Consider the following 26,992-nt stretch of genomic DNA (forward strand, 5'->3'; position numbering starts at 1 on the left):
CCGCCGTCCGACGACCCGCCGCCGTGGGCCGTTCCGGGCGACCAGGCGCCGCCCGCGGACGCCGCGCCGTCGGAGCCGACCCCGCGCCGTCCCCGGATGGCCGACATCCAGGCGCGCGAGGGCGAGCTCGCCGACGCCCCGCCCGAGGACCCCGACGCGCACGCCCGCTTCGACGACGCCGACGTCGACGCCGAGTCCAGCGCCGAGCTGCTCGCGCGCGAGCTCGGCGCCCAGATGATCGAGGAGATCCCGCGCGGCGGCTGAGCCGCCGGGACCGCCCGCCACCGACCCACGCCACCCACCGAGAAGAGACGAAGATGAGCCAGAACCCGTTCGACGCACTGGGCGGAGGCGGCGGCCTCGACCTGGGCGCGCTGATGCAGCAGGCGCAGCAGATGCAGCAGCAGCTGGTCGAGGCGCAGCAGCGCCTCGCCGAGGCGACGGTCGACGGCTCCGTCGCCGGCGGCGCCGTGAGCGTCACCATCACCGGCGCCGGCGAGCTGACCGCCGTGACGATCAAGCCCGAGGCCCTCGACAGCACCGACGCCGACGCGCTGGCCGACCTCGGCGACCTGGTCGTGGCCGCCTTCCGCGACGCCCGCGCCAAGGCGGACGAGCTGGCGGAGGAGCTGATCGGGCCGTTCGGCGCGCTCGGCGCCGACCTGGGTGGCGGCCTGCCGGGCCTGGGCGGACCGGGCGGCGCGCCCGGCCAGCTCGGCTTCTGAGCGGGGTCCACCGGTGTACGAAGGCGTCGTCCAGGACCTCATCGACGAGCTCGGCCGCCTGCCGGGCGTGGGTCCGAAGAGCGCCCAGCGGATCGCGTTCCACCTGCTCCAGGCCGACCCGGTCGACGTACGACGCCTGGCGGACGTGCTGATCGAGGTCAAGGACAAGGTCAAGTTCTGCAGCATCTGCTTCAACGTGGCCGAGGACGACCAGTGCCGGATCTGCCGTGACCCGCGGCGCGACCCGTCGGTGCTGTGCGTCGTCGAGGAGTACAAGGACGTCGTCGCGATCGAGCGCACGCGCGAGTTCCGCGGGCGCTACCACGTCCTCGGCGGCGCGATCTCGCCGATCGACGGCATCGGCCCCGAGCAGCTGCACATCCGCGAGCTGCTCACCCGGCTCGGCGACGGGGCCGTCACCGAGGTGATCCTCGCGACCGATCCCAACCTCGAGGGCGAGGCCACGGCGACGTACCTCACGCGCATGCTCGGACCGCTGGGCTTGCGCGTGACACGTTTGGCCAGTGGACTTCCGGTGGGAGGAGACCTGGAGTACGCCGACGAGGTCACCTTGGGTCGGGCATTCGTGGGAAGGCAGACAGCGACATGAGCGGGACGAACGGGAACATGAGCGACAACACCAGCACCGAGCAGCTCCCGGGCCTGGCGGCCCTCGAGGCGCTGATCGCCGTGGAGACCGAGACCGTGCGCCTCGCGGACGACATCGCCGCGTCGGTCACCTCCTTCCTCGAGGGCCTGCGGGTCGTGGCGGCGGAGGCGACGGGCGGCCAGGCCGTGTCCCTGCTGCTGCTCCAGATCAGCCAGATCTCGCTCACGGGCGCCCGGCTGGGCGTGCAGCGCGACTTCGCGCCGCGCGACGAGTTCCAGCCCGACGACGGACCGGACCCGGAGGACGTCGACGAGCTCCGCCTCCAGCTGGCCGAGCTCCTCGGCGACCTGGACACCTACAGCTACGTCTTCGACCCCTACCAGCCCGAGATCGTCGAGGGCCTGCTCTCCGACGACCTCACCAGCATCGCCGCCGACCTCGCGATCGGGGTGCGCCACTACGAGGCGGGCGACGTGGAGGAGGCGCTGTGGTGGTGGCAGTTCTCCTACGTCTCCTCGTGGGGCACGCTCGCCGGCGCGGCCATGAAGGCGCTGCTCTCCGTGGTGGCCCACGACCGGCTCGACGTCGACCTCGACACCACCCAGGAGCTTGCCCTGGTCGAGGCCGCGGCCGCGGTGCTGGACAGCGCCGAAAACGCCTAGCGTCGCTCGGTAGAATCAGCCCCGGAGCAAGACTCCGGGGCCCGGCGGCCGTGGTCGCGAGGGGCCTCGTCCCTTCCCCCGAACCGCCAGGAGTGAGCCCCCGTGGGCATTGTCGTGCAGAAGTACGGCGGCTCGTCGGTCGCCGATGCCGCCGGCATCAAGCGCGTCGCGCAGCGCATCGTCAACACCAAGAAGGCCGGCCACCAGGTCGTCGTCGTGGTCTCGGCGATGGGGGACACGACGGACGAGCTGATCGACCTCGCCAACGAGGTCTCCCCGCTCCCGCCGGCCCGTGAGCTCGACATGCTGCTGACGGCCGGCGAGCGGATCTCGATGGCCGTGCTGGCCATGGCGATCCAGAACCTCGGCCACGAGGCGCGCTCCTTCACGGGCTCGCAGGCCGGCGTGATCACCGACGCCGAGCACGGCCGCGCGAAGATCATCGACGTCACGCCGGGCCGCATCGAGGCCGCGATCGGCGAGGGCGCGATCGCGATCGTCGCCGGCTTCCAGGGCGTCTCGCAGACGACCAAGGACATCACCACGCTGGGCCGCGGCGGCTCCGACACGACCGCCGTCGCGCTCGCGGTGGCGCTCGAGGCCGACGTGTGCGAGATCTACTCCGACGTCGACGGCATCTTCACCGCCGACCCCCGCATCGAGCCGCGCGCCCGCAAGGTGCCCCGGATCTCCTACGAGGAGACCCTCGAGATGGCCGCGCAGGGCGCCAAGATCCTGCACCTGCGGTGCGTCGAGTACGCCCGCCGCTACGGCATGCCCATCCACGTCCGGTCCTCCTTCTCCGAGAAGGAGGGCACCTGGGTCGTCAAGGCCGAGGATGTTGTTCAGGAGGAAGGCTCCATGGAAGCCGCAATCATCACCGGGGTCGCCCACGACCGCAGCCAGGCCAAGATCACCGTGGTCGGGGTCCCGGACAAGCCGGGCGAGGCGGCCGCGATCTTCCGCGCCGTCGCCGAGGCGCAGATCAACATCGACATGATCGTGCAGAACGTGTCGGCCGCGGCGACCAGCCTCACCGACATCTCGTTCACGCTGCCGCGCGGTGAGGGCCAGACCGCCATGACGGCGCTCTCCCGCCTCCAGGAGACCGTCGGCTTCGACAGCCTCCAGTACGACGACAGCGTCGGCAAGGTGTCCATCGTGGGCGCCGGCATGAGCTCCTCGCCGGGCATCTCGGCGCGCTTCTTCGAGGCGCTGTCCGAGGCGGGCGTCAACATCGAGATGATCTCCACCTCGGAGATCCGCGTCTCGGTCGTCGTGGCCGAGACCCAGGTCGAGGCGGCCGTCAACGCCGCCCACGCCGCCTTCGACCTCGGCTCCGACGAGATCGAGGCCGTGGTCTACGGAGGTACCGGACGATGAGCATCAACATCGGCGTCGTCGGCGCGACCGGCCAGGTCGGCGTCGCGATGCGCCAGATCCTCCTCGAGCGGAACTTCCCGGTCGGCGAGATCCGCTTCTTCTCCTCGGCCCGCTCGGCCGGCAAGGTGCTGCAGTTCGGCGACCGCGAGGTCGTCGTCGAGGACGCCGAGACCGCCGACCCGACCGGGCTCGACGTCGCGCTGTTCTCCGCCGGCGCCACCGCGTCGCGTGCCCTGGTGCCCCGGTTCGTCGACGCCGGCGTGATCGTCGTCGACAACTCCTCGGCCTTCCGCAAGGACCCCGCCATCCCGCTGGTCGTCTCCGAGGTCAACCCGGAGGCCGCCGCCGAGGTGATCGCCGCCGGCCGCGGCATCATCGCCAACCCCAACTGCACCACCATGGCCGCGATGCCGGTCCTGAAGCCGCTGCACGAGGAGGCCGGCCTCGTCCGGCTGATCGCGTCGACGTACCAGGCCGTCTCCGGCTCCGGCATCGCCGGCGTCGAGGAGCTGGCCACCGGCGTCGCGGCGGCGGGTGACAAGGCCCGCGAGCTCGCGTACGACGGCGAGGCGGTCGCCTTCCCCGAGCCGGGCGTCTACAAGAGGACCATCGCCTACAACGTGCTGCCGTTCGCCGGCAACCTCGTCGACGACGGCCTCAACGAGACCGACGAGGAGCAGAAGCTCCGCAACGAGTCCCGCAAGATCCTCGGCATCCCCGACCTGCGGGTCTCCGGCCTGTGCGTCCGCGTCCCGGTCTTCACCGGCCACTCGCTGGCGATCAACGCCGAGTTCGAGCGGCCGCTGACCCCGGCCCGCGCGCAGGAGCTGCTCGCGACCGCGCCGGGTGTCGAGCTCGCCGAGATCCCGAACCCGCTCGCCGCCGCCGGCAAGGACCCGTCGTACGTCGGCCGGATCCGCCAGGACCCGGGCGTGGACGGCGACCGGGGCCTCGCGCTGTTCGTCTCCAACGACAACCTGCGCAAGGGTGCCGCGCTCAACACGGTGCAGATCGCGGAGCTGATCGCGGCGTCGCGCTGAACGGGAGTTTCACCGGCCGGCCGGTGAAACTCCCGCGCTTGGACGAGAAAACTCACGCCTGGACGATGAAGCTTCGTCGTCCAGGCGTGAGTTTCGTCGTCCAGGGTCCGATCAGGTGTCGACGGGCTCGACGAAGGTCTTGGTGACCCAGACCGACGCCAGGTAGCCCCCGATGCTCAGCGCCGGGATCACGACCAGCATCGACCAGTTGTCGAGGAAGTCGATCAGGAAGAGCAGCGCCACCACGGCCACCAGGCCGACCGCGAGGAAGCTGCTGCTGCCCGGGTCGGGGATCTGGAAGGTCTTGAGCAGCTGGCTGCCCAGCAGCACGCACAGCGCGAAGGTCGCCACGAGCAGCAGGAAGCCGGGACCGCCGCCGCAGGACGACGTGCCACGCACGGCCTCGCAGCCGCGCAGCGACAGCCAGGTCAGCACCACCATCGCGGCGCCGACGACGAGACCGGTGACAGCAGCGGCACGGTACGACGTCAGGAGCGGTCCCTGGGCGCTCAGGGCCGCGATCTCGGCGTCCTCGAGGTCCGCGTCGTTGACCGGCTCGGGCTCGACGATCACCGGCTTCTGAGCCGGCTTGGAGGCAGGCTTGGACGCCGGCTTCGGCTTCACGGCCGCGGGCTTCTCGGCCACCGGCGCGGCTGCGGGCTTCTCGGTCGACACGGGGGCGACCGGCTCGGGCTCCGGCTCGGGCTCGGGCTCGACGATCGGCTCCGGCTCCGGCTCGGGCTCGGGCTCGGGCTCGACGATCGGCTCCGGCTCCGGCTCGGGCTCCGGCTCGGGCTCCACGACCGGCTCCGGCTCGGGCTCGGGCTCCACGACCGGCTCGGGCTCGGTGACCGCCTCGAGCACCGCGGTCGGGTCGGACGCAGGCGTCAGCTCCGCGTCGAGCCGGGTCGCGACGCTCTCCTCGACCTCGACCTCGACCTCTGCCTCGGGCTCAGGCGCAGCAGCCGCGGGCTTCTCCGCCGGCTTCGGGGCGGCCTTCTCCGCTGGCTTCGGGGCCGGCTTGCGAGCGGCAGGACGGGCCGGCTGGGCAGGCTCGGAGGACGCGGCCGGCTCGGCCGCCTTCTTCTTGCGCCCGAACAGCTTGGGCGCCTCCAAGCTGAGCTTCAGCTTGTCCTGCTCGTCAGACATGGGGGCAGTCTGTCACGACAGCAGCACCGATCGGCGGCTGGTCGTTCTCCGAAATGACAGCAGGTGGACCCCGGGGGATCCACCTGCTGGTCGGTCGGGCTGACAGGATTTGAACCTGCGGCCTCCTCGTCCCGAACGAGGCGCGCTACCAAGCTGCGCCACAGCCCGCCGTTCAGCGCCCTCCGAAGAGGTCCACTCAACAGCAGGGGAGCATAGCGGAGCGGACCGGCGCAGCCCGAATCGGGGCCCCGTGCCGGCGCCCGTCCTCAGCCCACCGGCAGCAGCGTCAGGAGCACGGCCTCGGGCCGGCAGGCGATCCGGACCCGGCTGTAGGGGTTCGTGCCGATGCCCGCCGACACCTCCAGCCACGACGACCCGGGGTCGCCGGGACGCGAGTCGGCCGGGTGGCGGCTCAGCCCGCGGGCCCGGGCGGGCTCGAGGTCGCAGTTGGTGGCGTACGCGCGGGAGCCGCCGGGCAGGGGCAGCCGGACCTGGCCGCCGTGGGTGTGGCCGGCGACGATGGCGTCGTACCCGTCGGCGGCGAACTGGTCCAGCACCCGCAGGTACGGCGCGTGGGCGACCGCGAGCCGCAGGTCGGCCGTGGCGTCGGCGGGGCCCGCGACGGCGGGCAGGTCGTCGTAGGACAGGTGCGGGTCGTCGACGCCCGCGAAGGCGAGCGTCGCCTCACCGACGGTGAGGCCCGCGCGGCGGTTGGTCAGGTCCAACCAGCCGGCGTCGGCGAGGCCGGCGCTGAGCTCGCGCCAGGGCAGCTGGGGCGTGTGGTCGTAGCGCTTGCCGTCGTCGGGCAGCAGGTAGCCGAACGGGTTGCGCAGGCCGGGCTCGAAGTAGTCGTTGGAGCCGTGCACGAACACCCCGGGGACGTCGAGCAGCGGCCCGAGGCTGTCGAGGACGACGGGCACCGCGCGCCGGTGGGCGAGGTTGTCGCCGGTGTCGATGACCAGGTCGGGGGAGAGGGCCGCGAGCGAGCGCAGCCACTCCTGCTTGCGGGTCTGGCCGGGCGTCATGTGGATGTCGGTCAGGTGCAGCACGCGCAGCGGCTGCATGCCGGCGGGCAGCACCCGGACGTCGTACCTCCGCACGGTGTACTGCCGCGCCTCCCACAGGGCGTACGACGTCACCCCGGCGCCGGCGAGCCCGCCCAGCGCGGCGGTGCGGAGCAGCGCGCGCACGAATCCCATGAGGCCACTCTCCCGCAGACCGGGCAGAATCGAGGCATGAGCACCCTCAAGGACCGCCTCCGCACCGACCTGACCACCGCCATGAAGGCTCGTGACGACGTCCGGTCCTCGACCCTGCGGATGATCCTCACCGCGGTGACGAACGCCGAGGTCGCCGGCAAGGTCGCCAAGGAGCTCACCGACGACGAGGTGCTGACCGTGCTGTCCAGCGAGGCGAAGAAGCGCCGCGAGGCCGCGGTCGCCTTCGAGGAGGGCAACCGGCCCGAGAGCGCCGCGAAGGAGCGCGCCGAGGCCGCCGTCATCCAGGACTACCTGCCCGAGCAGCTCGGTCCCGAGGAGATCGCCGCGGTCGTCGCCGCCGCCGTCGAGAAGCTCGGCGCCGCCGGTGCCGGCCCGAAGGCGATGGGCCAGGTGATGGGCATCGTCACGCCACATGTCAAGGGACGGGCCGACGGTGCCGCCGTCGCCGCGGAGGTACGCCGCCAGCTCGGCTGAGCGCCCCCAACGCCCGAGGGGCTGACCGGATCGGTCAGCCCCTCGTTGCGTCGGTGCTCGCGTCAGTCGGTGCTCGCGTCAGTCGGTGCTCGCGTCAGCCGTTGCCGCGGCCGTTGTTGCCGTCGCCGGGCTTGCCGCCACCGGGCTTGCCGCCACCGCCGCCCTTGGGCTTGCGCTCCTTCTTCGGGCCGCTGGAGATGTAGAGCGTGATCGTGTCGCCGGCACCGGCGCGGTCGCCGGGGTAGGCGTAGGCGACGAGGCCCCGGGCGACGCCGGAGGTGCGGGACGGGCCGCGGACGGCGGTGAACCCGGCCGCCTCGACCCGGTCCTTGGCGTCCTCGTAGCTGAGCCCGCTCACCGACGGCACGGGGATCAGCAGCCCGGCCACGTCGGAGGAGGACGGACGGGTGAAGTCGTCGTCCGGCAGCCACTGGGCGATCGCCTTGAAGGTGTCGCCCCAGATCGGGCCCGCCGTGGTCGACCCGGACGAGGTGTAGAGCGTCTGGCCGCCGACCGACTTGTAGTCGAGGGACTCCGGGTGACCGGCCTTGTTGACCCCGGCGACGACGGCGGCGCCGGCGAGGTTCGGGGTGTAGCCGGAGAACCAGACCGCCTGGTTGCCGGTCGTCGTACCGGTCTTGCCGGCTGCCGGCTGGCCCGGGTTGAGGGCGGATCCGAAGCCGCCCTCGATGACGCCGCGGAGCACGTCGTTGACCGCATCGGCCACCGGGCTCGGCAGCGCCTGCGTGCACTGCTTCTCGTACTCCTTGAGCACGTTGCCGTCGGTGTCCTCGATCTGGGTGACCGGGCGGGGCGAGCAGTGGAGGCCGCGGCCGGCGAATGTCGCGTAGGCCTGGGCCATGTCCAGCGGGCTGACGTCGGCGATGCCGAGCGTGAACGCCGGCTTCTGCCACTCCTTCGCGAGGTCGATGCCCATCGCGCGGGCCAGCTTCCACGGCTCGCAGATGCCGGTCTCCTGCTCGAGCGCGGCGAAGAAGGTGTTGACCGACTTCTGCGTGCCCTCGTAGAGGTTCGGGTTGGCCGACGCGCTGGTCGAGTTGTGGACGGTCCAGGTGGCGCCGCTCTGGTAGGGGCCGTCGCAGGTCTCGAAGCTGTTCTCGGCGAAGCCACGCTCGCTCGGCGCTGGGAAGGTGCGGGTCAGCGGGATGTCCTGGTTGACCGCGGCCGCCAGCACGAACGCCTTGAAGGTCGAGCCCGGCTGGAAGCCCGAGGCGTCGCCGTACCTCTTGGGCACCGTGTAGTTGAGGAAGGTCTCGCCCTTGCCCTTGCCCATCGGCCGCGACTGGGCGAGGGCCCGGACGTTGCCGGTCCGTGGCTCGACCAGCGCCAGGCCGCCGATGGCGGCGTCGCCCTTGAAGACGTGGGAGCTGACGGAGTCCTGCGCCGCGCGCTGGAAGCCCATGTCGACGGTCGTCTTGATGGTGAGGCCGCCGTTGAAGATCAGCCGCTCGCGCTCGTCGGCCGTCTCGCCGAGGGCGGGGTCGGTCATCAGCCAGCGCACGACGTAGTCGCAGAAGAACTGGGCGCGGGAGTTCACGCAGCCGTTGGGCTGGTCCTGGACCTTGAGGCCCAGCTTCATCGCGACGGTCTTGTCGGCCTCGGCGTCGGTGATCACGCTCAGCTGGGCCATCCGCTGGAGGACGACATTGCGGCGGACCTTGGCCTGGGCGGCGTTGCGGGTCGGGTTGTAGGCCTCGGGGCTCTGCACGAGACCCGCGAGCAGGGCGGACTGGCGGAGGTTCAGGTCCTTGGCGTTGGTGCTGAAGTAGTGCTGCGCGGCCGCCTGGACGCCGTACGCGCCGTCGCCGAAGTAGGCGGTGTTGAGGTAGCGCTCGAGGATCCAGTCCTTGCTGTGGCGCTTCTCGAGGGCGATGGCGTAGCGCAGCTCCTTGAGCTTGCGGCCGTAGCTGTCCTCCTTGGCGGCCTTGATCGCCTCCTCGTCACCGTTGGCCTGGGTGATGAGGGTCAGCTTGACCAGCTGCTGGGTGATCGAGGAGCCACCCTGGGTCACGCCGCCCGCGGCCTGGTTGGTGAAGAGCGCCCGCAGCGTGCCCTTCAGGTCGAGCGCGCCGTGCTGGTAGAAGCGGTAGTCCTCGATCGCGACGATCGCCTCGACCATGGTCCGCGAGATCTGCCGGAGCGGGACGTTGACGCGGTTCTGGTCGTAGAGGGTCGCGATGACCTTGCCCGACTTGTCCTGGATCTCGGTGCGCTGCGGCAGCTGCTCGGTCTCGAGCTCCTGCGGCAGCTCGTCGACCGACTCGGCCACGTTGCGCGCGCTGAAGCCGGCGACGCCGGCGAAGGGGATCGCGAGCCCGGAGACGACCACGCCGAGCACGGCGGACACCAGCAGCATCACACCGAGGTGGGAGAGCACCTTGCCGGGCGGCAAGCCGTCGAACCGCGTCTTGGACATGCGGTCAGGGTACGTGACACCCCTGTGCCCACCTGATTCGTCGGCCGGGACCGGGACGGGGAGCGCACAGGTGCCGCCCGGGGCGGGCGCGACCGGGTCGGGAGCCTCCGGTCTAGTCCGATGTGACTAGACAGGTTGGGCCCAATGAGCCGTGGTCGTGGGCGTCGCTTTCCTTTACTTTGATCGGGACGGGAAGACCAAGCGCTGTGGGGGTGCTGGCTTCCCGAGTGGGAACCACAAGGGGACAACATGTGGGTTGATGATTGGGCGCCTCGTGCCGCTTGCCGTGAAGGCCAGCCGGACCAGCTCTTCGTGAGGGGCGCAGAACAGAACAAGGCGAAGCAGGTGTGCGCGGGTTGCGCCGTCCGCACGGAGTGCCTCGCCGAGGCGCTCGACAACCAGATCGAGTGGGGTGTCTGGGGTGGCATGACGGAGCGGGAGCGCCGCGCGCTGCTGCGCCGCCGCCCGAGCGCGTCGTGGCGCAAGGTCCTGGAGGACGCGCGCGACCGCCAGGGCACCGCGACCGTCTGAGCTAGACGCCTTCGGCGAGCAGGGTTCCGACCCTGCGCAGGCCGTCGAGGTCGTGCACGTCGCCAGCGAGGGCCGGTACGACGACCGTCTCCACCTGCGGGTGGGCGGTCGCGAACCGGTCCCTCAGCGTGCGCTCGCGCTCGACCATGCGCACCCGGTCGGCGTGCAGGCGCAGCAGCCCCGCGGCGACCGACGTGCCGTCGGCGCGCCGCAGCCGCTCGACGGCCGTCATCGCCTCGTCCGCGGACAGGTCGCCGGCGGGCTCCGGGCTGGCCCGGTTGATCACCAGCCCGGCCAGGGGCATGCCGTCCTCGCTGAGCCGCTCGACGAAGTACTCCGCCTCCCGCAGGGCGTCCGGCTCCGGGGCGGCCACCACGAGGAACGCCGTACCGTCGGCCTTGAGCAGCGAGTAGGTCTGCTGCGCGCGCTGGCGGAAGCCGCCGAAGACGGTGTCGAGCGCGGTCACGAAGGTCTGCAGGTCCTTGAGGAACTGCGCGCCCAGGATCCGGGTCAGCGCGTTGGTGATCAGGCTGAACCCGGCCGTCATCAGCTTCGCCGGGCCCTTGGCCGGCGCGAGCAGCAGCCGCACGAACCGCCCGTCGAGGAAGCTCGAGAGCCGCTCCGGGGCGTCGAGGAAGTCCAGCGCCGAGCGCGACGGCGGGGTGTCCACGACGATGAGGTCGTAGGTGCCGGCGGCCTGCGCGTCCCGGTGGATCTGGCCCAGCTTCTCCATCGCCATGTACTCCTGCGTCCCCGCGAAGGAGCTCGACAGCGCGATGTAGAACGGGTTGGCCAGGATCTGCTTCGCCTTCTCCGGGCTGGCCTGCGAGAGCACCACCTCGTCGAAGGTGCGCTTCATGTCGAGCATCATCGCGTCCAGCGCCCCGTCGCCCTCGACGCCGGTCACCGGGCGGGGGGTGTTGTCGAGCTGCTCGATCCCCATCGACTGAGCCAGCCGCCGCGCCGGGTCGATGGTCAGTACGACGACCTTCCGGCCCCGCTCCGCCGCGCGCAGCGCGAGCGCGGCACTCGTCGTGGTCTTCCCGACCCCGCCGGAGCCGCAGCACACGATGATCCCCGTGGTCGGGTCGTCGAGCAGGGCGTCCACGTCGAGGGCGCCGGCCCGCTGGGTGCTGGCGGGGCCGACCCGGGTGGGCCGCTGGGTGTTGCTGCGCGCCATCAGGCCATCCCCTGCTCTCGGAGGAGTGCGGCGAGCTCGTAGAGCCCGCCGAGGTCGATGCCACCGGCCATCCGGGGCAGCTCGTAGGAGGGGACGCCGAGCTCGGCGACCAGCGTCCGCTGGGAGTCCTCCAGGGCGCGCCGCTCGGCGTGGTCGGCGGCCTCGTGGAGCAGGCCGTCGACCAGCTCGGGAGTGACCTCGATCCCGCCGGCGGCCAGGTCGGCCTCCAGGGCGGCGCGGTCGAGGGTGCCGGACCGGGCCGCGGCGAGCTGCTCGGCGGACAGGTCGCGCGGACGGACCAGGTTGACCACGACGCCGCCGACCGGCAGCTGGGCGGCGCGCAGCTCGGCGATGCCGTCGGCGGTCTCCTGGACGGGCATCTCCTCGAGCACGGTGACCAGGTGCACGGCGGTCCGCGGGGAGCGGAACAGGGTCATCATCGTGTCCGACTGGGACTTGATCGGCCCGACCTTGGCCAGCCCGGCGAGCTCGTTGCTGACGTTGAGGAACTGGGTGATCCGGCCGGTCGGCGGGGCGTCGAGCACGACGGCGTCGTACTCGATGGCGTTCTTGTTGCGGCTGTTGCGCTGGACTGCCTCGTAGACCTTGCCGGTCAGCAGCACGTCGCGGACGCCGGGGGCGATGGTCGTGGCGAACTCGATGACGCCGAACCGGTCGAGCGCCTTGCCGGCGCGGCCGAGCCGGTAGTACATCGCGAGGTACTCCAGCAGCGCGGACTCCGCGTCGATGTGCAGCGCGTGGACGACCCCGCGACCGCCGTCGGCGTCGGGGAGGCCGGTGGTGAGCCGCCGCTCCTGGTAGGGCAGCGGGTCCACGTCGAACATCCGGGCGATGCCCTGGCGTCCCTCGACCTCGCAGAGCAGCACGTTCTTGCCGCGGGTCGCCAGCGCGAGGGCGAGCGCGGAGGCGACCGTCGACTTGCCGGTGCCTCCCTTGCCCGTGACCACGTGCAGGCGGACCTTCCCCCAGTCACTCACGTGCGCAGCGTAGCGAGCGACCGGGGGGAGGGTGGGTCACTCCATCGCCAGGCCCGCTGCCGGGGCCGTCCGCGACGCGCGCCGCGCGGGCAGGACCGCCGCCAGGAGGCCGGCGGCCGCGGCCAGCGCCACGACCAGGCCCAGCTGGGTCCACGGCAGGACCAACCCGGCCCCGGACACGACCGGATCCACGAGGGACCGCACGCCGAGCCACGCGAAGGTGACGCCGAGCGCGGTGCCGAGGACGGTCGCGACGAGGGCGAGCAGGACCGCCTCGGTGGCGAGCATCCGGCGCACCTGCCGGCGGGTCAGGCCGAGCGCGCGCAGCAGGGCGTGCTCCCGGCCGCGCTCGAGCACCGACAGGCCGAGGGTGTTGGCGATGCCGACCAGGGCGATGACGACCGCGATCGCCAGCAGGCCGACGACGCCGCCGCCGAGCACGTCGAGCTGGAGGTCGACGTACGCGCGGCGGGCCAGGCCGTTCTCGATCCCGGCGTCGAGCGGCCCGGCGATCGCCTCCATCGAGCCGGCGAGGTCCTCGGGATCCGCGTCGCGATCGGCCCGCACCCAGACCGCCTGGGCGCCGGCGTCGGGGGCCAGCCGGGCGAGCGTCGACGGCTGCACGAGCGCGGCGTCGCCCCAGCCCTCGCCGGCGCGCACCCGCAGGGTGAGCGAACGGTCGCCGACGACGACCGCGACCCGGTCGCCCTCCTCGACGTCGTCGCCGAGCAGGTCCCACGGGACCAGCACCTCGCGCGGCCGCGCGTGCGGCAGCCTCCCGTGCAGGACCGGTCCCGCGTCGTGGCCGGGCGCGAGCAGGGGCAGCTGCTCGCCCGCGACCGTGGCCGGCGCGCCGGGGACGGTCACCGTGGCCGCCACCCCGTCGACGGTGGCCGCCCGCTCCGCCACGTCGTCCGGCAGCGGGTCGGCGCCGGTGAGGGCGATGTCGATCGGGTGCTGCTCGTCCATCTCCGCCGCCAGCGCCGAGCGCGAGCTGGCGAGGCCGGTGAGGACCGCAGTGGTGAGCGTGACGCCGACGAGGAGGGACGCGGTCGTCGCAGCGGTACGCCGCGGGTTGCGGACCGCGTTGCCCGCTGCCAGCCGGCCGGCGGGTCCCATCGCCCGGCCGGCCACGCGGGTGAGGGCGCGGACCAGCGCCGGGACGACCACCGGGCCGAGCAGCACCACGCCGAGGAAGGTCGCGGTCCCGCCGGCCACCAGCGCAGCCGGCACGGCCGAGCCCACCGCGACGACGAAGGCGGCGCAGCCGGCGAGCACGAGCAGGATGCCGAGGCCGACGCGGGCCCGGCCGGTCGTCGTACGCAGCCGGGTGCTGTCGTCGGGCCGCAGGGCCGCGAGCGGGCTGACCTGCACCACGCGGCGGGTGGGCAGCCACGCCGCGACGAGGGGGACGCCGACGGCCAGCGCGGCCGCGACGAGGAGCCACGAGGCGCCGATGTCCGCGTCGCCCAGGCGGGCGCCCGGCCAGCGGTCGTGGATGAGGGCGACCAGCCCGTGGCCCGCAGCGAGGCCGGCGGCGGTGCCGACCACCGCCGCGACGACGCCGAGGACCAGCGACTCCGTGCGGACCGACCGGACGACCTGGCGGCGCGTGGCGCCGACGCAGCGCAGCAGCGCGAAGTCCCGGCTGCGCTGGGCGAAGAGGATCGCGAAGGTGTTGTTGATGACGAGGACCGCGACCAGCAGCGCGACGGCCGCGAAGAGCAGCGCGATGATCGCGATGACGTCGACGCCGCTGTTGATCTCGGCCTGCAGGTCCTGGACGAAGGCGTCGACGGCCTCCGGCTCCGCACCCGGTACGACGTCGCGGATCGCCTCCCGCGCCGGACCGAACCCGTCCCCGCCGGCCCATGCGACGCTGCTGGCGTAGAGCTGGTCCTGCCACCGCGACAGGTCCGCCCACAGCACGTAGACCGAGGCGATGGAGAAGGTCGACGGAGAGTCCGCGAGGCCGACCACGGTGACGTCGAGGGCGTCGGCGCCGGTGCCGATCCGCAGCCGGTCGCCGACCGCGATGTCGTCCGCCTTGGCGGCGTTGGTGTCGACGAGCGCCTCGCCGGGGGAGGCCGGGAAGCGGCCGTCGACCAGCTCCTGCCAGCGCCGGTCGGGCCGGTCGGGGACCTGGCCGATGTCGGCGTCGGTCGCGACGACGGAGCCGTCGTGGCTGAGCTGCTGCAGGGTCCAGCCGATCAGCCACGCGTCGGCTCCCCGCTCCGGAGCGGCCTCCAGCAGCCGGACCGCGTCGTCGGTGGCCGGCCGGTCGAGTACGGCGTCCGCGCCGTCGTACGGCTGGTCGAGGCCGGAGGTCAGCCCGTCGCGGACGGCCGAGGAGAGGGCGGCGGTCACCACGACGAGGACGACGCCGACCACGACCGCCAGCAGGGCGGCGCCGTAGCGCCGGGTGTGGGTGCGCAGGGAGGCGAGCAGGACGGTGCGCATCAGGCGGCTGCCGGGTTCAGCGCGGCGACCAGGTCGGCGGCGGTGGGCTCGACGAGCCGGTGGGTGATCCGGCCGTCGGCGAGCACGACGACGTCGTCGGCGTACGCCGCGGCCTCGAGCTCGTGGGTGACCATCACGACGGTCTGGCCGAGCTCGCGCACGGAGCCGCGCAGGAAGGACAGCACCTCGGCGGACGCGGTCGAGTCGAGGTTGCCGGTCGGCTCGTCGGCGAACACGATCGCCGGACTGCCGACGAGCGCACGCGCGATGGCGACCCGTTGCTGCTGGCCGCCGGAGAGCTCGGCAGGCCGGTGGCTGAGCCGGTCGGCGATCCCGAGGGTCGTCACGATCCGCTCGAAGCGGTCGCGCAGGTCCGTGCGCGAGCGGCCGGCGAGCTCGGTCGGCAGCCAGATGTTCTGCTCGGCGCTCAGCATCGGCAGCAGGTTGAACGCCTGGAAGACGAAGCCGACGTGGTCGCGGCGGAAGCGGGTGAGCGCGTCGTCCGACAGGCCGTCGAGCGCCTGCCCGGCCACGCTGACCGTGCCGCCGGTGGGCTGGTCGAGCCCGGCGAGGCAGTGCATGAGCGTGGACTTGCCGGAGCCCGACGGCCCCATGATCGCGGTGAACCGGCCGGCGGGCAGGTCGAGGTCGACTCCGCGCAGCGCGTGGACGAGGGTGTCGCCGCGTCCGTAGGTGCGGGCCAGGCCGCGGGCCGTCGCGGCGAGGGCGGGGGCGTTCCGGGGAGCGGGGGCGGGAGGGGGCGTGGTCTGCGTCGAGGACATGCCCCGAGCCTCGTCGGGATCGCGGCCCCGATCGTCAGGCCACGGGTTGATCCCCGTGTACGACGCCGGGCTGACCCGGGAGGACGACGGTGGTCGAGGTGGTCGAGGAGGTCGACGACCGGGCGGTGGCGCGACGTCAGGGCGTGACGAGCCCGGTCTCGTAGGCCAGCACCACGAGCTGCACCCGGTCGCGGGAGCCGGTCTTGGCGAGCAGGCGGCTGACGTGCGTCTTCACCGTCGCCTCCGAGACGACGAACTCGGCCGCGATCTCGCCGTTGGACAGCCCACGGCCCACGAGCACGAGGGTCTCCTGCTCGCGCTCGGTGAGGGTGGCGAGCCGCTCGTCGGGGGAGGGGACGGCCGGGTCGGGCAGTGCGGTGGCGAAGTGCTCGAGCAGGCGCCGGGTGGTGCTCGGCGCGACCACGGAGTCGCCCGCGTGCACGGTGCGGATCGCGCCCAGCAGGGTCGCCGGCGTGGCGTCCTTGAGCAGGAAGGCGGCCGCGCCGGCGCGGATCGCGGCGAAGGCGTACTCGTCGAGGTCGAAGGTCGTCAGCACGATCACCTGCGGTGCCCCGGGCCGCTCGGCCAGCAGCCGCGTGGCCTCCACCCCGTCGAGACGGGGCATCCGCACGTCCATCAGCACCACGTCGCAGCCGGTGACGGCCAGGCGCTCGAGGGCCTCACCGCCGTCGCCGGCCTCGCCCACCACGGTGAGGTCCGGCTGGCTGTCGATCAGCATCCGGAAGCCCGCGCGCACCAGCTCCTGGTCGTCGACGAGGAACACCCGGATCGGCTCGGAGGCAGTCACCGGGGGATCCTCGCGCACACGGCGAAGCCGCCTCCCGGCGCGGGTCCGGCGGCCAGCGTCCCGCCGTGCGCGGCCACCCGCTCGCGCATGCCGGTCAGGCCCAGGCCGCGGCCGTCGTCGTACGCACCGGCGCCGCGACCGTCGTCACGGACCTCGACCACCATGTCGGCACCCTCGGCGCGCACGGCCACGGTCGCGGCGGCGCCGGGGCCGGCGTGCCTGCGCACGTTGCTGAGCGCCTCCTGGACGATCCGGAAGACGGTGAGCGCCACGCCGTCGGACACCGCCGGCGGCTCCGCGAGTTCCCAGTCGACGGGGGTGCCGGCCGCGCGGACCTCCTCCAGCAGGCCCGGCAGGTCGGTCAGCCGCGGCTGCGGCGCGGGCACGCCGGCCTCCTCCGAGCGCAGCAGGCCGAGCATCCGCCGCAGCTCGGCGATCGCCTCGCGGCCGGTGCCGGCGATCGTCTCCAGCGCGGGTACGGCAACCGCCGGGTCCTGCTGCGCCGCCGCCCCCGCGCCGTCGGCCTGCACCACGATCGTGGTCAGGCTGTGGGCGACGACGTCGTGCATCTCGCGGGCGATCCGGTGCCGCTCCTCCATCGCCGCGAGGGCCGCCTGCTGGGCGGCTTCGCGCTCGAGCCGTTCGCCGCGCTCGACCAGCGCGTCGACGTACGCCTGGCGGGTGCGGCCCAGGGTGCCGAGCGTCCATGCGACGACGACGAAGAGCGCGATGGTGACGGCGTAGGCGGTGACGTTCTGCGCGGTGAGCTGGTCGGCGCCGTACCCGCGCAGCCAGTCGAGTGCCGCGACGACCGCGCCGGCGAGGCCGACCGCGAGCGCTGCCGCGGCCCGCGTGGGTGGCGCGTACCGGGCGACGGAGTAGGTCGCGACGGGGAACGCCAGCTGGCTCCACAGCGGGTAGTCGGTCAGCAGCCACTGCAGCGCGCTGCCGCTCGCGACCACGGCGAAGACGACGACCGCGTGGCGTCGGCGCCACAGCAGCGGCACGATCTGCGCAGTCATCAGCCCGGCGTCGAGCGGCGAGACCGCGAGCAGCACGACCGGGACCGGCAGCAGCAGGAACAGGGTCAGCCCGAGGTCGAACCACCGCTCGCCGCGCGGGCCGAGCCGCAGCGGCTGCCTCTCCTGACGCGCCACCGCACCACCGTAGAGGGGCGGGCCCGGCGTCACGTCAGACCACGGGATGATCCTCGATCACCTTCCGGGCGGACCGGCGCCGACGTACGCTCGAGGCGTCGGAAGGAGTCGTCATGGCCGAGCACCCGAGCGCCCAGCGCTTCAGGCACCTGCCGCCGCCCGTGGACCCGGCGACCCTGCGCACGACGCAGGACGTCGACCCGCCGCCGCCCGAGGAGGACGACACCTACCGCGAGCTGCTGTGGGTCGTGAACCGCTACGGCTGAGCCGACGGGTCAGCCCAGCTTGTCGGCCAGCACGACCCAGGTGAAGAAGCTGATGCCGAGCAGCATCCCGACGTGCCCGAGGATCGACAGCGCCGGGCCCTCGCCCCAGCTGTCGCCGGTCGTCGCCGTCGCGTGCTTGCCGGAGCCGGACATCCAGCGGGCGAGGATCAGGATCCCGATGAGCACCTCGATCCACCACACGACCAGGGCCACCGCGCCGAGCGCGCCGCCGGGCGAGGACAGGTAGGCGATCCAGACCGCCAGCGCGACGACGCCGACCAGCGTGTGGGCGTTGACCACGGACTTCGGCACCAGGGCGTGCCCGGCCTGGGACTGCTCCGAGGCCAGCCGCATCCTGGTGAGGAGTACGACGACCGCGGCCAGCCCGGTCAGCAACCACACGGCGTTGTCGAGGCTCACGGGCCGCATCGTCGCACACGATGTGACGGCGACCACAGCATCGTGCCTGAGTATCGTGCTCGGCATGACCAAGTGGGAGTACCAGGTGGCGCCCGTCCTCAACCATGTCGCGGCGCAGATCCTCAACAACTTCGGCCAGGACGGCTGGGAGCTCGTCACCCTCGTCCCGGGCCAGGGCGGCAACGACATCGCGTACTTCAAGCGCCCGGCCGAGGGCTGAGCGGTGGCCTCCCCCGAGGAGCGGCTCGCCGAGCTCGGCCTGAGCGTCCCGGAGGTCGTCCCGCCCGTGGCGGCGTACGTCCCGGCGGTCCGCAGCGGAGCCCACGTGTTCACGGCCGGCCAGATCCCGATGCGTGAGGGCGCGCTCGTCGCGACCGGCAAGGTCGGCGACACCGCGACGCCCGAGCAGGCGACCGAGGCGGCGCAGCAGTGCGCGCTCAACGCGCTCGCGGCGATCCGCTCGGTGACCGGCACGCTCGAGGGCATCCGGATCGTGAAGGTCGTCGTGTTCGTCGCCTCCACGCCCGACTTCACCGGCCAGCCGGCGGTCGCCAACGGTGCCTCCGAGCTGCTCGGCCAGGTCTTCGGCGACCTCGGCGTGCACGCCCGCTCCGCCGTCGGCGTGGCTGCCCTGCCCCTCGACGCGACCGTCGAGGTCGAGGTCGTCGCCGAGGTGCTGGGGTGACCTCGCCCGGCGGCGCTGGCGGAGACGCGCTCGGGCCGATCAATCGGCGGATTCCGCTGCCGCCGGTGCCGCTTCCGGAGCAGCTCGCCTCCGTCGCGCGGGAGTACGCCGCCGGCACGCGCCAGGCAGCCGAGCCCCGTGACGCCGCGACGGTCGTCCTGCAGCGGCCGGGGCCCGACGGCGCACCGGAGGTCTACCTCCTGCGCCGGCACGTGACGATGGACTTCGCCGGCGGGATGTGCGTCTTCCCCGGCGGCGGCGTGGACCCGCGCGACTACGACCACGAGGTCGCCTGGGCCGGCCCGACGCCCGCCGAGTGGGCGGCCCGGCTCGGCACGACCGAGGACGTCGCGCGGGCGCTGGTGTGCGCGGCCGTGCGGGAGACCTTCGAGGAGTCCGGCGTGCTGCTGGCCGGCACCTCCGCCGACGACGTCGTCGCCGACACCACCGGCGACGACTGGGAGGCCGACCGGGTCGCGCTCGAGTCGCGCGAGCTCTCGTTGACCGACTTCCTCACCCGGCGCGGGCTCGTCCTGCGCACCGACCTGCTCGGCATCTGGAGCGGCTGGCTCACCCCGGTCTTCGAGCCCAAGCGCTACCGCACGTGGTTCTTCGTGGCCCAGCTGCCCGAGGGTCAGGTGACGCGCGACGTCTCGACGGAGTCGTCGGAGGTCGTCTGGCTGCCGGCCGCCGAGGCCGCCGACCAGGCGGACCGCGGCGAGCTCGCGATGCTGCCGCCGACGTACCTCACCTGCCTGGAGATCGGCACCCTCGGTGCCGTCGACGGCGTCGACGGGGTGCTCGCGGCCAGCGCGGATCGCAGCGTCACGATGTTCATGCCCGAGGTCGAGCCGCTGGGCGACGGGTTCACGCTGTCGATGCCGGACGAGCTGCGCCCGCTGGTGGCGGCGCGGAGGGCGTGACGTGGAGCCCTGGCACGGCGGTGAGTACGGCGACCGCGGCCGCTGCGTGCTCGCCCCCAACCCGGGGCTGATGACCCTCGACGGCACCAACACCTGGATCCTGCGCGAGCCCGGCTCCGAGCGCTCGATCGTGGTCGATCCCGGCCCCTTGATGGACGAGCACCTCGACGCGGTCGCGGAGGTGGCCGGCACCGTCGACCAGGTCGTCGTGACGCACCACCACCTCGACCACACCGAGGCGGCGCGCTCGTTCGCCGAGCGGATGGGCTGCGGCGTGCGCGGCCTCGACGCCCAGCAGTGCTGGCGGGCCGACCCGCTGCGTGACGGCGAGGTGATCTCCGTCGGCGGCCTCGACGTGGAGGTGCTGACCACGCCGGGCCACACGACGGACTCGATCTCGCTGCTCGTCGAGGCCGACAAGGCGCTGCTGACCGGTGACATGGTGCTGGGCCGCGGGACGACCGTGATCGTGCACCCCGACGGCGACCTCGGCTCCTACTTCGACTCCATCGCCCGGATGCGCGCCCTCGTCGCCGACGGCCGCGCGGCGTCACTGTGGCCGGCCCACGGTCCGGTGCTGCCCGATGGCGCTGCCGTCCTCGACCACTACGTCGTCCACCGCCGCGAGCGGCTCGCGCAGGTCGAGGGCGCGCTGGCGCGGCTCGGGCTGTCCCGCGCGACCCTGCCGCCCGACGTCGCGGAGGACCCGACGCTGCCGCGCCAGGTCGTCGAGGTCGTGTACGCCGACGTCGACGAGTCCTTGTGGGGCGCGGCCGAGTGGTCGGTCCGCGCGCAGCTGGCCTACCTGGCCGCCCGCTGACCCACCCCCATGACCCCGGAGGTCATGGCCAGCCCGCAGCGCGCTGGCTAGTTTGGCGAGCGTGAACGCCCCCGCCGGAACCCTCATCCGTGAGTGGCGGCAGCGCCGCCACCTCTCCCAGCTCGAGCTGGCCAGCCGCGCCGACGTCTCGACCCGCCACCTCAGCTACATCGAGACCGGCCGCTCCCGCCCGACGAGCGCGATGGTGATGCGGCTGTGCGACTTCCTGGAGGTTCCGTTGCGCGAGCAGAACCAGGTGCTGCTGGCGGCCGGCCACGCGCCCGCCCACCCCGAGCTGCAGCTCTCCGACCCGCCGATGGCCGAGGCCAACGCCGCGCTGGAGACGATCCTGCGCGGCCACCTGCCCTACCCGGCGCTCGTCGTCGACCGGCACTGGGAGCTGGTCGCCGCCAACGACGCGGCCTACGCCTTCCTCGACGGCATCGACGCCGACCTCCTCGAGCCGCCGATCAACGTCGTCCGCCTCTCCGTCCACCCCCGTGGCCTGGGCGGTCGGCTGGCCAACCTGCAGGAGTGGCGGGCCCACCTCGCCGAGCGCCTCCGCCACGAGTACGACGCCAGCGGCGACCCGGAGCTGGGCGCGCTCCTCGCGGAGGTCAGCGAGGGGGGAGTCGAGCCCGTGACGTCGTCGGCGCTCGTCGTACCCATGGACCTGCGGATGCCGGACGGCAACGTGCTGTCGTTCATCTCGACCACGACGGTCTTCGGGACGCCGCGGGAGGTCACCCTGAGCGAGCTGGCGATCGAGGCGTTCTACCCGGCCGACGAGGCGACGCGGGCGTACCTGCAGAGCCGGCCGCTGGCCTGAGGACGGCGAACGCCGCCGGACCCCGTGGGCTCCGGCGGCGTTCGGGTCGAGCGGGGTCAGCGCGCGCGGCGCGACATCCGCTCCATGTCGAGGATCACCACGGAGCGGGGCTCCAGGCGCAGCCAGCCGCGCGAGGCGAAGTCGGCGAGCGCCTTGTTGACCGTCTCGCGGGAGGCGCCGACCAGCTGGGCGAGCTCCTCCTGGGTGAGGTCGTGGTGGACGTGCACACCGTCGTCGGCGGTGCGGCCGAAGCGGTCGGCGAGGTCGAGCAGCGCCTTGGCGACGCGGCCGGGCACGTCGGAGAAGACGAGGTCGGCGACGACGTCGTTGGCCTTGCGCAGGCGGCCGGCGAGCTGGGCGAGCAGGCCGCGGGCGACGACCGGACGGCCCTCGAGCCAGCGGAGCAGGTCCTCGTGCGAGAGCGAGGCGAACTCGGCGTCGGTGACGGCCGTGACGGTCGCGGACCGCGGGCCGGGGTCGAAGAGCGAGAGCTCCCCGAACATCTGGCCGGGGCCCATGATCGCCAGGAGGTTCTCGCGGCCGTCGGACGACGTACGCCCGAGCTTCACCTTGCCCTCGAGGACGACGTACAGCTTGTCGCCGCTGTCTCCCTCGTGGAACAGAACCTCACCGCGGCGCAGCCGCGTCGTGGCCAGCGACGTGCGCAGCGCTGCCATGGCCTCGTCGTCGAGGGCACTGAACAGTGGCGCCTGACGGAGTACGTCGTTGTCCACGCTTCCTCCAAAGTCACATAAATCCCGGTCGGCGGCATCCTAGCCAGTGCGGCATGTCACACCTAGCGCCGCGTCCGGCATGTCCCCTTGCGACTGGCGCGGATCCGGCTGTCGGCAGCGCCCCGTAGGGTGGCTCCCGTGCGGCCGATCGACACCACCGAGGAGACGTCGACCCAGTTGGTGCGGCGGGCCCGCAAGATCGACCGGGTCCTCGGCGAGACCTACCCGGACGCCAAGGCGGAGCTCGACTTCGACAACCCGTTCCAGTGCCTCGTCGTCACCGTGCTGTCCGCGCAGACGACCGACAAGCGGGTCAACCTGGTGCGGCCGATCCTCTTCGCGGCCTACCCCGACCCGGCGTCGATGGCGGCCGCCGACCGCGCCCACCTGGAGCAGATCGTCGGTCCGCTGGGCTTCTTCCGGGCCAAGACCGAGTCGCTGCTCAAGCTGAGCGCGGCCCTCGTCGAGCGCTACGACGGCCAGGTGCCCGCCCGGCTCGAGGACCTGGTGACGCTGCCGGGCGTGGGCCGCAAGACCGCCAATGTCGTGCTCGGCAACGCCTTCGACATCCCCGGGATCACCGTCGACACGCACTTCGGCCGGCTCGCGCGCCGCCTCGGCTGGACCGACGAGACCGACCCGGTGAAGGTCGAGCACGCCATCGGCGCGCTCTTCCCCAAGCGCGACTGGACGATGCTGTCGCACCACCTGATCTGGCACGGCCGGCGCCGCTGCCACGCCAAGAAGCCCGCCTGCGGTGCCTGTCCCGTCGCGCGGTGGTGCCCGTCGTACGGCACCGGTCCGACGGACCCGGTCGAGGCGGAGAAGCTCGTCCGCACCGAAGGCCCCAACTGATGCGGGGTGCGCGGGCGGCCCGGGCGGCCCGGGTGGTCGGGCTGGCGGCGGTCGCCGTGCTGCTGACCTCCTGCGACGGCAGCGGGCCGGCGGCGCTGGCCTGCAAGGTCGACGTCGACACCCCCGACCTGGTCAGCGACCGCGAGGCAGCGGGGATCGCCGACTGCACCGAGCTGCCCACCGCGGCGGGCGCCTCCGACCTCCCCGACATCTCGCTGCACTGCCTGGGCAGCACCGCCTCGATGTCGCTGGCCGACGTGAAGGGCCCGGCGATCATCAACTTCTGGTCGACGACCTGCGGCCCCTGCCGCGAGGAGATGCCGGTCCTGCAGCAGTTCCACGAGAAGTACGGCGACCAGGTGCCCCTGCTGGGCGTGAACTTCCTCGACACCTACCCCGGCGCCGCGATCGACTTCGCCCGGATCAAGGGCGTCACCTACCCGTCGGCGGCCGACCCGTGCGGCGACCTGCAGGAGAGCGACCTCGTGCTGCAGGTCCTGCCGCAGTTCGTGTTCGTCAGGGCCGACGGCTCGTTCGAGCAGAGGGCCGGCGGCATCGACTCGCTCGCGGAGATCGTCACGATGGCCGAGGACAACCTCGGCATCGAGCTCACCGCAGCGGGGAGGGCGTCGTGACCGGGCTCCCGACCGACGTGCCGGCCGAGCTGCCCGCCGACCTCCCCGACTGGCTGCTGCCGGTCGCCGAGGGCGCGCGGTCGATCGAGGGCAGCGACCTGACCGCCTTCCTCCCGCCGCCGGGCCGCGAGGTCCGTCGCGGCGCGGTGCTCATGCTGTTCGGTGACCGCGACGTGCTGCTCACCGAGCGCGCCCACGACATGCGCTCCCACCCGGGTCAGGTGTCCTTCCCGGGTGGCAGCATCGACCCGGGGGAGACCCCGGTGGAGGCGGCGCTGCGCGAGGCCGACGAGGAGATCGGCGTCGACCCGTCGGGCGTGGCCGTCTTCGGCAAGCTGCCCGAGCTGTGGCTGCCGCCGTCCAACTTCGCCGTGACGCCGATCCTCGGCTGGTGGCGCGAGCCCGGGCCGATCCGCGTCGCCTCCCCGGAGGAGGTGCACGCCATCCACCGGGTGCCGCTGACCGAGCTCTTCGACCCCGAGCACCGGATCCAGGTCCGGCACCCGGGCGGCTGGACCGGTCCGGGCTTCCTGATCGGCCCCGACAAGGACGTGATCCTGTGGGGGTTCACCGGCGGCATCCTGACCCGGTTCTTCGACTTCCTCGGGTGGCTCCCACCAGTGGCGGACCCGCCGGTGCATGATCTCCCCGACTACATGCTCGCCGAGTACGTCCGCCGGACGTCCGCGCCGAGCGCGGACGGGGACGACGGCATGGACATCCTGGAGCCCGAGCGCTGATGAACGTCCTCGACTGGCTCCTGGTCCTCCTGGTCCTCGCCTACGCCCTCTCCGGCTACTGGCAGGGCTTCGTCACCGGCGCCTTCGCGACGATCGGCCTGCTGGCCGGTGGCCTCGCCGGGATCTTCCTGGCGCCACTGCTGCTGAGCCGGCTCGAGCCGTCGCTGGCGGTCTCGCTGGGCGCGCTCTTCATCGTCATCCTGTGCGCCTCGCTGGGCCAGGCCCTCCTGCAGTACGCCGGCGCGCGGGTCCGCGAGCGGATCACCTGGCAGCCCGCGCGCGCCCTCGACGCGGTCGGCGGCGCGCTGCTGAGCGCGCTCGCGGTGCTGCTCGTGGCCTGGGCGCTGGGCGTCGCGATCAGCGGCACCCGGATCGGTTCGGTCACGACGATGGTCCGCAGCTCCGTGGTGCTCGGCAAGGTCAACGACGTCCTGCCCAAGTCGGCCCCGAACGCGCTGCAGGCCTTCAACAACGTCGTCGGCACGGGCTTCTTCCCGCGCTACCTCGAGCCCTTCGCGCCCGAGCGGATCGTGGAGGTCCAGCCCGGACCGGCCAACCTGCCGAAGTCGGCCGCCGTCCGCGCCGTACGCCCCAGCGTGGTGAAGATCCGCGGGGCCAACAAGTGCGGACGCGGCGTCGAGGGCACCGGCTTCGTCTTCGCCCGCAACCGGGTGATGACCAACGCCCACGTCGTCGCCGGCGTCGAGGACCCCACGGTCAGCATCGGCGACGGGGAGGAGTTGGCCCGGGTGGTGCTCTACGACCGCGAGCTCGACATCGCCGTCCTGGCGCTCGACACGGGCGACGCCCCGGTGCTGGACTTCGACGACACCGCCCAGGCCGAGGACCCGGTCGCGATCATCGGCTACCCGCAGGACGGGCCGTTCGACGCGCAGACCGGCCGCATCCGCGCGATGCAGAACCTCCGCTCGCCCGACATCTACGGCTCCGGCACGGTGGTCCGCGAGGTGTTCTCGCTGCGCGGCCTGGTCCGGCCGGGCAACTCCGGCGGCCCGATCGTGACGCCGCGGGGCAAGGTCGCGGGCGTGGTGTTCGCCGCGTCCGTCACCGACCCCGAGACCGGCTACGCGCTGACGGCCAAGCAGGTCGAGGACAGCGCCGAGGCCGGGACGGCGCCCGGGACCGACGATCGCGAGGCGGACACCGGCAACTGCGCCGCGTGAGCCGTGGGCCATAGTGGGCCCATGACCGGCACGGCGATGTACCCCGCGTTCCCGGCGCCCAGCGACCAGGCCCTGCGGGCCTTCGCGGAGATGAAGGCCTTCCTCGCCGAGGACGTGTTCCCCGCCGAGGAGTCCTACGCCCGGTACCGCGAGGAGAAGGGCCCCGACGACCACACCGTGCCGCCGGTCGTGGAGGAGCTGAAGGTCCGCGCGCGCGAGCGGGGCCTGTGGAACCTCTTCCTGCCGAGCGAGTCCGGGCTGACCCAGCTCGAGTACGCCACCATCGCCGAGCTCTCCGGCTGGAGCCTGGAGCTCGCGCCCGAGGCCATCAACTGCCAGGCGCCCGACACGGGCAACATGGAGCTGCTGCACCTCGTCGGCACGCCCGAGCAGCAGGCGCGGTGGCTGCAGCCGCTGCTCGACGGCGAGATCCGCTCGGCGTTCGCGATGACCGAGCCCGCCGTCGCGTCGTCCGATGCCACCAACATCGAGACGTCGATCGTGCGTGACGGCGACGAGTACGTCATCACCGGCCGCAAGTGGTGGATCACCGGCGCCGCCGACCCGCGCTGCAAGGTCCTCATCGTCATGGGCAAGACGGACCCGACGGCGCCCACGCACCGCCAGCAGTCGATGGTGATCGTCCCGGTCGACACCCCCGGCGTGGAGATCAAGCGCTCCTACCCGGTCTTCGGCCACCAGGACCAGCACGGCCACTGCGTCATCGAGTTCGCCGAGGCCCGCGTCCCGGTGACCAACCTGCTCGGCGAGGAGGGCGGGGGCTTCGCGGCCGCCCAGATGCGGCTCGGCCCGGGCCGGATCCACCACGTGATGCGCGCGCTCGGCGCCGGCGAGCGGGCGCTGGCCATGATGGTGGCGCGCTCGAAGTCCCGTACGGCGTTCGGTGGCCTGCTGGCCGAGCAGTCGGCCGTCCGCGAGAAGATCGCGGAGTCCCGCATCGAGCTCGACCAGGCGCGGGCGCTGTGCCACCTGGCGGCGTACACGGTCGACGCGGAGGGCAACAAGGCCGCGCGCCACCTGATCGCCGCCGCCAAGGTGGCCGTGCCGCGTGCGGTGCTCTCCGTCATCGACCGCGCGATCCAGCTGCACGGTGCGGCCGGCATCAGCGACGCGACACCCTTGGCCGCCCTGTGGGGCTGGCACCGCGCGATGCGGATCTTCGACGGCCCCGACGAGGCCCACCTGACCACGCTCGGCCGCGCCGAGCTGATGCGGGACCCGCTCTTCGAGCTCCCCGCCGCCCTGCACGACCAGTTCCGCTGAA

General features: G+C 73.0%; 29 protein-coding genes, 1 tRNA gene and 1 pseudogene. 19 read left to right on the forward strand and 12 right to left on the reverse strand.

Translation table 11 applies throughout. The annotated features are described in order from the left end of the window. The 6 genes and pseudogenes from AC2YHB_RS00005 to AC2YHB_RS00030 all read left to right on the forward strand — a co-directional run. Positions 1-264 (forward strand): annotated as a pseudogene (locus AC2YHB_RS00005) (hypothetical protein); the annotation flags it as partial. Positions 265-317: 53 nt separating this feature from the next. Next, positions 318-725, forward strand: a complete 408-nt coding sequence (locus tag AC2YHB_RS00010) for a YbaB/EbfC family nucleoid-associated protein (RefSeq protein ID WP_036549964.1) — start codon at positions 318-320, stop codon at positions 723-725. A gap of 13 nt (positions 726-738) precedes the next feature. Further along, a complete protein-coding gene (gene recR / locus AC2YHB_RS00015; protein ID WP_036549966.1) occupies positions 739-1,335 on the forward strand; it encodes a recombination mediator RecR in 597 nt (198 codons plus the stop codon). 17 nt (positions 1,336-1,352) lie between these two features. Beyond that, positions 1,353-1,997, forward strand: coding sequence for a DUF5063 domain-containing protein (locus AC2YHB_RS00020; protein ID WP_179649042.1), 645 nt, complete (start codon positions 1,353-1,355; stop codon positions 1,995-1,997). A 102-nt stretch (positions 1,998-2,099) separates the two neighbouring features. Further along, on the forward strand, positions 2,100-3,380 hold the full coding sequence (locus AC2YHB_RS00025; RefSeq protein ID WP_179649043.1) for an aspartate kinase: 1,281 nt from the start codon (positions 2,100-2,102) through the stop codon (positions 3,378-3,380). After that, positions 3,377-4,420, forward strand: coding sequence for an aspartate-semialdehyde dehydrogenase (locus tag AC2YHB_RS00030; protein ID WP_036549971.1), 1,044 nt, complete (start codon positions 3,377-3,379; stop codon positions 4,418-4,420). Before AC2YHB_RS00025 ends, AC2YHB_RS00030 begins: the two co-directional genes overlap by 4 nt. Before the next feature lie 111 nt (positions 4,421-4,531). On the opposite strand, the gene AC2YHB_RS00035 is transcribed toward AC2YHB_RS00030, so the two are convergent. From AC2YHB_RS00035 to AC2YHB_RS00045, 3 genes are all read right to left on the reverse strand, one after another. Further along, positions 4,532-5,569 carry a hypothetical protein gene (locus AC2YHB_RS00035; protein ID WP_487353259.1) on the reverse strand — a complete coding sequence of 346 codons (1,038 nt, stop codon included), beginning with the start codon at positions 5,567-5,569 and terminating at the stop codon, positions 4,532-4,534. Positions 5,570-5,663: 94 nt separating this feature from the next. Then, positions 5,664-5,737 (reverse strand) — tRNA-Pro (locus AC2YHB_RS00040). Positions 5,738-5,835: 98 nt separating this feature from the next. Further along, on the reverse strand, positions 5,836-6,768 hold the full coding sequence (locus tag AC2YHB_RS00045; RefSeq protein WP_487353260.1) for a metallophosphoesterase: 933 nt from the start codon (positions 6,766-6,768) through the stop codon (positions 5,836-5,838). A 36-nt stretch (positions 6,769-6,804) separates the two neighbouring features. Here AC2YHB_RS00045 and AC2YHB_RS00050 point away from each other — a divergent pair, with 36 nt between their 5' ends. After that, on the forward strand, positions 6,805-7,263 hold the full coding sequence (locus AC2YHB_RS00050) for a GatB/YqeY domain-containing protein (RefSeq protein WP_487353261.1): 459 nt from the start codon (positions 6,805-6,807) through the stop codon (positions 7,261-7,263). A gap of 94 nt (positions 7,264-7,357) precedes the next feature. Here AC2YHB_RS00050 and AC2YHB_RS00055 read toward each other — a convergent pair whose 3' ends face one another. Beyond that, entirely contained in the window at positions 7,358-9,700 is a 2,343-nt protein-coding gene (locus AC2YHB_RS00055) for a transglycosylase domain-containing protein (RefSeq protein ID WP_487353262.1), read from the reverse strand. 249 nt (positions 9,701-9,949) lie between these two features. Here AC2YHB_RS00055 and AC2YHB_RS00060 point away from each other — a divergent pair, with 249 nt between their 5' ends. Beyond that, positions 9,950-10,231 carry a WhiB family transcriptional regulator gene (locus AC2YHB_RS00060; RefSeq protein WP_036549983.1) on the forward strand — a complete coding sequence of 94 codons (282 nt, stop codon included), beginning with the start codon at positions 9,950-9,952 and terminating at the stop codon, positions 10,229-10,231. Position 10,232: 1 nt separating this feature from the next. Here the strand turns inward: AC2YHB_RS00060 and bagB are convergent, their stop codons facing one another. The 6 genes from bagB to AC2YHB_RS00090 all read right to left on the reverse strand — a co-directional run bounded on the left by bagB (position 10,233) and on the right by AC2YHB_RS00090 (position 17,616). After that, positions 10,233-11,411 carry an ArsA family ATPase gene (bagB, locus tag AC2YHB_RS00065; RefSeq protein ID WP_179649048.1) on the reverse strand — a complete coding sequence of 393 codons (1,179 nt, stop codon included), beginning with the start codon at positions 11,409-11,411 and terminating at the stop codon, positions 10,233-10,235. Further along, positions 11,411-12,409: an ATPase BagA gene (gene bagA / locus AC2YHB_RS00070; RefSeq protein ID WP_036549985.1), complete on the reverse strand. Its 999-nt coding sequence runs from the start codon at positions 12,407-12,409 to the stop codon at positions 11,411-11,413. Before bagA ends, bagB begins: the two co-directional genes overlap by 1 nt. Before the next feature lie 36 nt (positions 12,410-12,445). Further along, positions 12,446-14,869 carry an FtsX-like permease family protein gene (locus AC2YHB_RS00075; RefSeq protein ID WP_179649050.1) on the reverse strand — a complete coding sequence of 808 codons (2,424 nt, stop codon included), beginning with the start codon at positions 14,867-14,869 and terminating at the stop codon, positions 12,446-12,448. Further along, the gene (locus tag AC2YHB_RS00080; RefSeq protein WP_179649051.1) at positions 14,869-15,651 is read right to left on the reverse strand and encodes an ABC transporter ATP-binding protein; all 783 of its coding nucleotides are present in this window, start codon (positions 15,649-15,651) and stop codon (positions 14,869-14,871) included. Before AC2YHB_RS00080 ends, AC2YHB_RS00075 begins: the two co-directional genes overlap by 1 nt. Positions 15,652-15,787: 136 nt before the next feature. Further along, a complete protein-coding gene (locus AC2YHB_RS00085; protein WP_036549989.1) occupies positions 15,788-16,459 on the reverse strand; it encodes a response regulator transcription factor in 672 nt (223 codons plus the stop codon). Further along, positions 16,456-17,616 carry a sensor histidine kinase gene (locus AC2YHB_RS00090; protein WP_179649052.1) on the reverse strand — a complete coding sequence of 387 codons (1,161 nt, stop codon included), beginning with the start codon at positions 17,614-17,616 and terminating at the stop codon, positions 16,456-16,458. The genes AC2YHB_RS00085 and AC2YHB_RS00090 overlap by 4 nt, the downstream gene beginning before the upstream one ends. A 113-nt stretch (positions 17,617-17,729) precedes the next feature. Here AC2YHB_RS00090 and AC2YHB_RS00095 point away from each other — a divergent pair, with 113 nt between their 5' ends. Continuing rightward, the gene (locus AC2YHB_RS00095; RefSeq protein WP_487353263.1) at positions 17,730-17,882 is read left to right on the forward strand and encodes a hypothetical protein; all 153 of its coding nucleotides are present in this window, start codon (positions 17,730-17,732) and stop codon (positions 17,880-17,882) included. 9 nt (positions 17,883-17,891) lie between these two features. Here AC2YHB_RS00095 and AC2YHB_RS00100 read toward each other — a convergent pair whose 3' ends face one another. Continuing rightward, a complete protein-coding gene (locus AC2YHB_RS00100) occupies positions 17,892-18,302 on the reverse strand; it encodes a hypothetical protein (RefSeq protein ID WP_036550587.1) in 411 nt (136 codons plus the stop codon). 64 nt (positions 18,303-18,366) lie between these two features. Here AC2YHB_RS00100 and sp36 point away from each other — a divergent pair, with 64 nt between their 5' ends. From sp36 to AC2YHB_RS00125, 5 genes are all read left to right on the forward strand, one after another. Continuing rightward, the gene (sp36, locus tag AC2YHB_RS00105) at positions 18,367-18,522 is read left to right on the forward strand and encodes a Sp36 family protein (protein ID WP_162851546.1); all 156 of its coding nucleotides are present in this window, start codon (positions 18,367-18,369) and stop codon (positions 18,520-18,522) included. 3 nt (positions 18,523-18,525) lie between these two features. Then, complete coding sequence (locus AC2YHB_RS00110) at positions 18,526-18,987, forward strand: RidA family protein (protein ID WP_036549990.1); 462 nt, start codon at positions 18,526-18,528, stop codon at positions 18,985-18,987. Positions 18,988-19,052: 65 nt separating this feature from the next. Further along, entirely contained in the window at positions 19,053-19,910 is an 858-nt protein-coding gene (locus tag AC2YHB_RS00115) for an NUDIX hydrolase (RefSeq protein ID WP_487353264.1), read from the forward strand. A 1-nt stretch (position 19,911) separates the two neighbouring features. Continuing rightward, positions 19,912-20,730 carry an MBL fold metallo-hydrolase gene (locus tag AC2YHB_RS00120; protein ID WP_487353265.1) on the forward strand — a complete coding sequence of 273 codons (819 nt, stop codon included), beginning with the start codon at positions 19,912-19,914 and terminating at the stop codon, positions 20,728-20,730. A gap of 61 nt (positions 20,731-20,791) precedes the next feature. Further along, positions 20,792-21,559 (forward strand): helix-turn-helix domain-containing protein, encoded by a 768-nt coding sequence (locus AC2YHB_RS00125; protein ID WP_242530465.1) that lies wholly within the window; start codon positions 20,792-20,794, stop codon positions 21,557-21,559. A gap of 56 nt (positions 21,560-21,615) precedes the next feature. On the opposite strand, the gene AC2YHB_RS00130 is transcribed toward AC2YHB_RS00125, so the two are convergent. Further along, positions 21,616-22,293 (reverse strand): Crp/Fnr family transcriptional regulator, encoded by a 678-nt coding sequence (locus tag AC2YHB_RS00130; RefSeq protein ID WP_036549995.1) that lies wholly within the window; start codon positions 22,291-22,293, stop codon positions 21,616-21,618. A gap of 138 nt (positions 22,294-22,431) precedes the next feature. Between AC2YHB_RS00130 and nth the strand changes: the two genes are divergently transcribed. The 5 genes from nth to AC2YHB_RS00155 are packed head-to-tail and all read left to right on the forward strand — an operon-like array spanning position 22,432 to position 26,991. Further along, positions 22,432-23,148: an endonuclease III gene (gene nth / locus AC2YHB_RS00135; RefSeq protein ID WP_179649055.1), complete on the forward strand. Its 717-nt coding sequence runs from the start codon at positions 22,432-22,434 to the stop codon at positions 23,146-23,148. After that, positions 23,148-23,783, forward strand: coding sequence for a TlpA family protein disulfide reductase (locus AC2YHB_RS00140; protein ID WP_179649056.1), 636 nt, complete (start codon positions 23,148-23,150; stop codon positions 23,781-23,783). Before nth ends, AC2YHB_RS00140 begins: the two co-directional genes overlap by 1 nt. Further along, the gene (locus AC2YHB_RS00145) at positions 23,780-24,523 is read left to right on the forward strand and encodes an NUDIX hydrolase (protein ID WP_308645557.1); all 744 of its coding nucleotides are present in this window, start codon (positions 23,780-23,782) and stop codon (positions 24,521-24,523) included. The genes AC2YHB_RS00140 and AC2YHB_RS00145 overlap by 4 nt, the downstream gene beginning before the upstream one ends. Then, positions 24,523-25,707 (forward strand): MarP family serine protease, encoded by a 1,185-nt coding sequence (locus AC2YHB_RS00150; RefSeq protein WP_179649057.1) that lies wholly within the window; start codon positions 24,523-24,525, stop codon positions 25,705-25,707. Before AC2YHB_RS00145 ends, AC2YHB_RS00150 begins: the two co-directional genes overlap by 1 nt. A 21-nt stretch (positions 25,708-25,728) precedes the next feature. Next, positions 25,729-26,991: an acyl-CoA dehydrogenase family protein gene (locus AC2YHB_RS00155; protein WP_242530467.1), complete on the forward strand. Its 1,263-nt coding sequence runs from the start codon at positions 25,729-25,731 to the stop codon at positions 26,989-26,991. Position 26,992 lies beyond the last annotated feature (1 nt).

The organism is Nocardioides sp. SRI_004, from assembly GCF_057586415.1.

Coding starts and splice junctions, on each gene's coding strand:
- AC2YHB_RS00010 (WP_036549964.1), top strand. CDS start 318: ATGAGCCAGAACCCGTTCGACGCACTGGGCGGAGGCGGCGGCCTCGAC.
- AC2YHB_RS00020 (WP_179649042.1), top strand. CDS start 1,353: ATGAGCGACAACACCAGCACCGAGCAGCTCCCGGGCCTGGCGGCCCTC.
- AC2YHB_RS00030 (WP_036549971.1), top strand. CDS start 3,377: ATGAGCATCAACATCGGCGTCGTCGGCGCGACCGGCCAGGTCGGCGTC.
- AC2YHB_RS00035 (WP_487353259.1), bottom strand. CDS start 5,569: ATGTCTGACGAGCAGGACAAGCTGAAGCTCAGCTTGGAGGCGCCCAAG.
- AC2YHB_RS00045 (WP_487353260.1), bottom strand. CDS start 6,768: ATGGGATTCGTGCGCGCGCTGCTCCGCACCGCCGCGCTGGGCGGGCTC.
- AC2YHB_RS00050 (WP_487353261.1), top strand. CDS start 6,805: ATGAGCACCCTCAAGGACCGCCTCCGCACCGACCTGACCACCGCCATG.
- AC2YHB_RS00055 (WP_487353262.1), bottom strand. CDS start 9,700: ATGTCCAAGACGCGGTTCGACGGCTTGCCGCCCGGCAAGGTGCTCTCC.
- AC2YHB_RS00060 (WP_036549983.1), top strand. CDS start 9,950: ATGTGGGTTGATGATTGGGCGCCTCGTGCCGCTTGCCGTGAAGGCCAG.
- bagB (WP_179649048.1), bottom strand. CDS start 11,411: ATGGCGCGCAGCAACACCCAGCGGCCCACCCGGGTCGGCCCCGCCAGC.
- AC2YHB_RS00075 (WP_179649050.1), bottom strand. CDS start 14,869: ATGCGCACCGTCCTGCTCGCCTCCCTGCGCACCCACACCCGGCGCTAC.
- AC2YHB_RS00080 (WP_179649051.1), bottom strand. CDS start 15,651: ATGTCCTCGACGCAGACCACGCCCCCTCCCGCCCCCGCTCCCCGGAAC.
- AC2YHB_RS00095 (WP_487353263.1), top strand. CDS start 17,730: ATGGCCGAGCACCCGAGCGCCCAGCGCTTCAGGCACCTGCCGCCGCCC.
- sp36 (WP_162851546.1), top strand. CDS start 18,367: ATGACCAAGTGGGAGTACCAGGTGGCGCCCGTCCTCAACCATGTCGCG.
- AC2YHB_RS00140 (WP_179649056.1), top strand. CDS start 23,148: ATGCGGGGTGCGCGGGCGGCCCGGGCGGCCCGGGTGGTCGGGCTGGCG.
- AC2YHB_RS00150 (WP_179649057.1), top strand. CDS start 24,523: ATGAACGTCCTCGACTGGCTCCTGGTCCTCCTGGTCCTCGCCTACGCC.
- AC2YHB_RS00155 (WP_242530467.1), top strand. CDS start 25,729: ATGACCGGCACGGCGATGTACCCCGCGTTCCCGGCGCCCAGCGACCAG.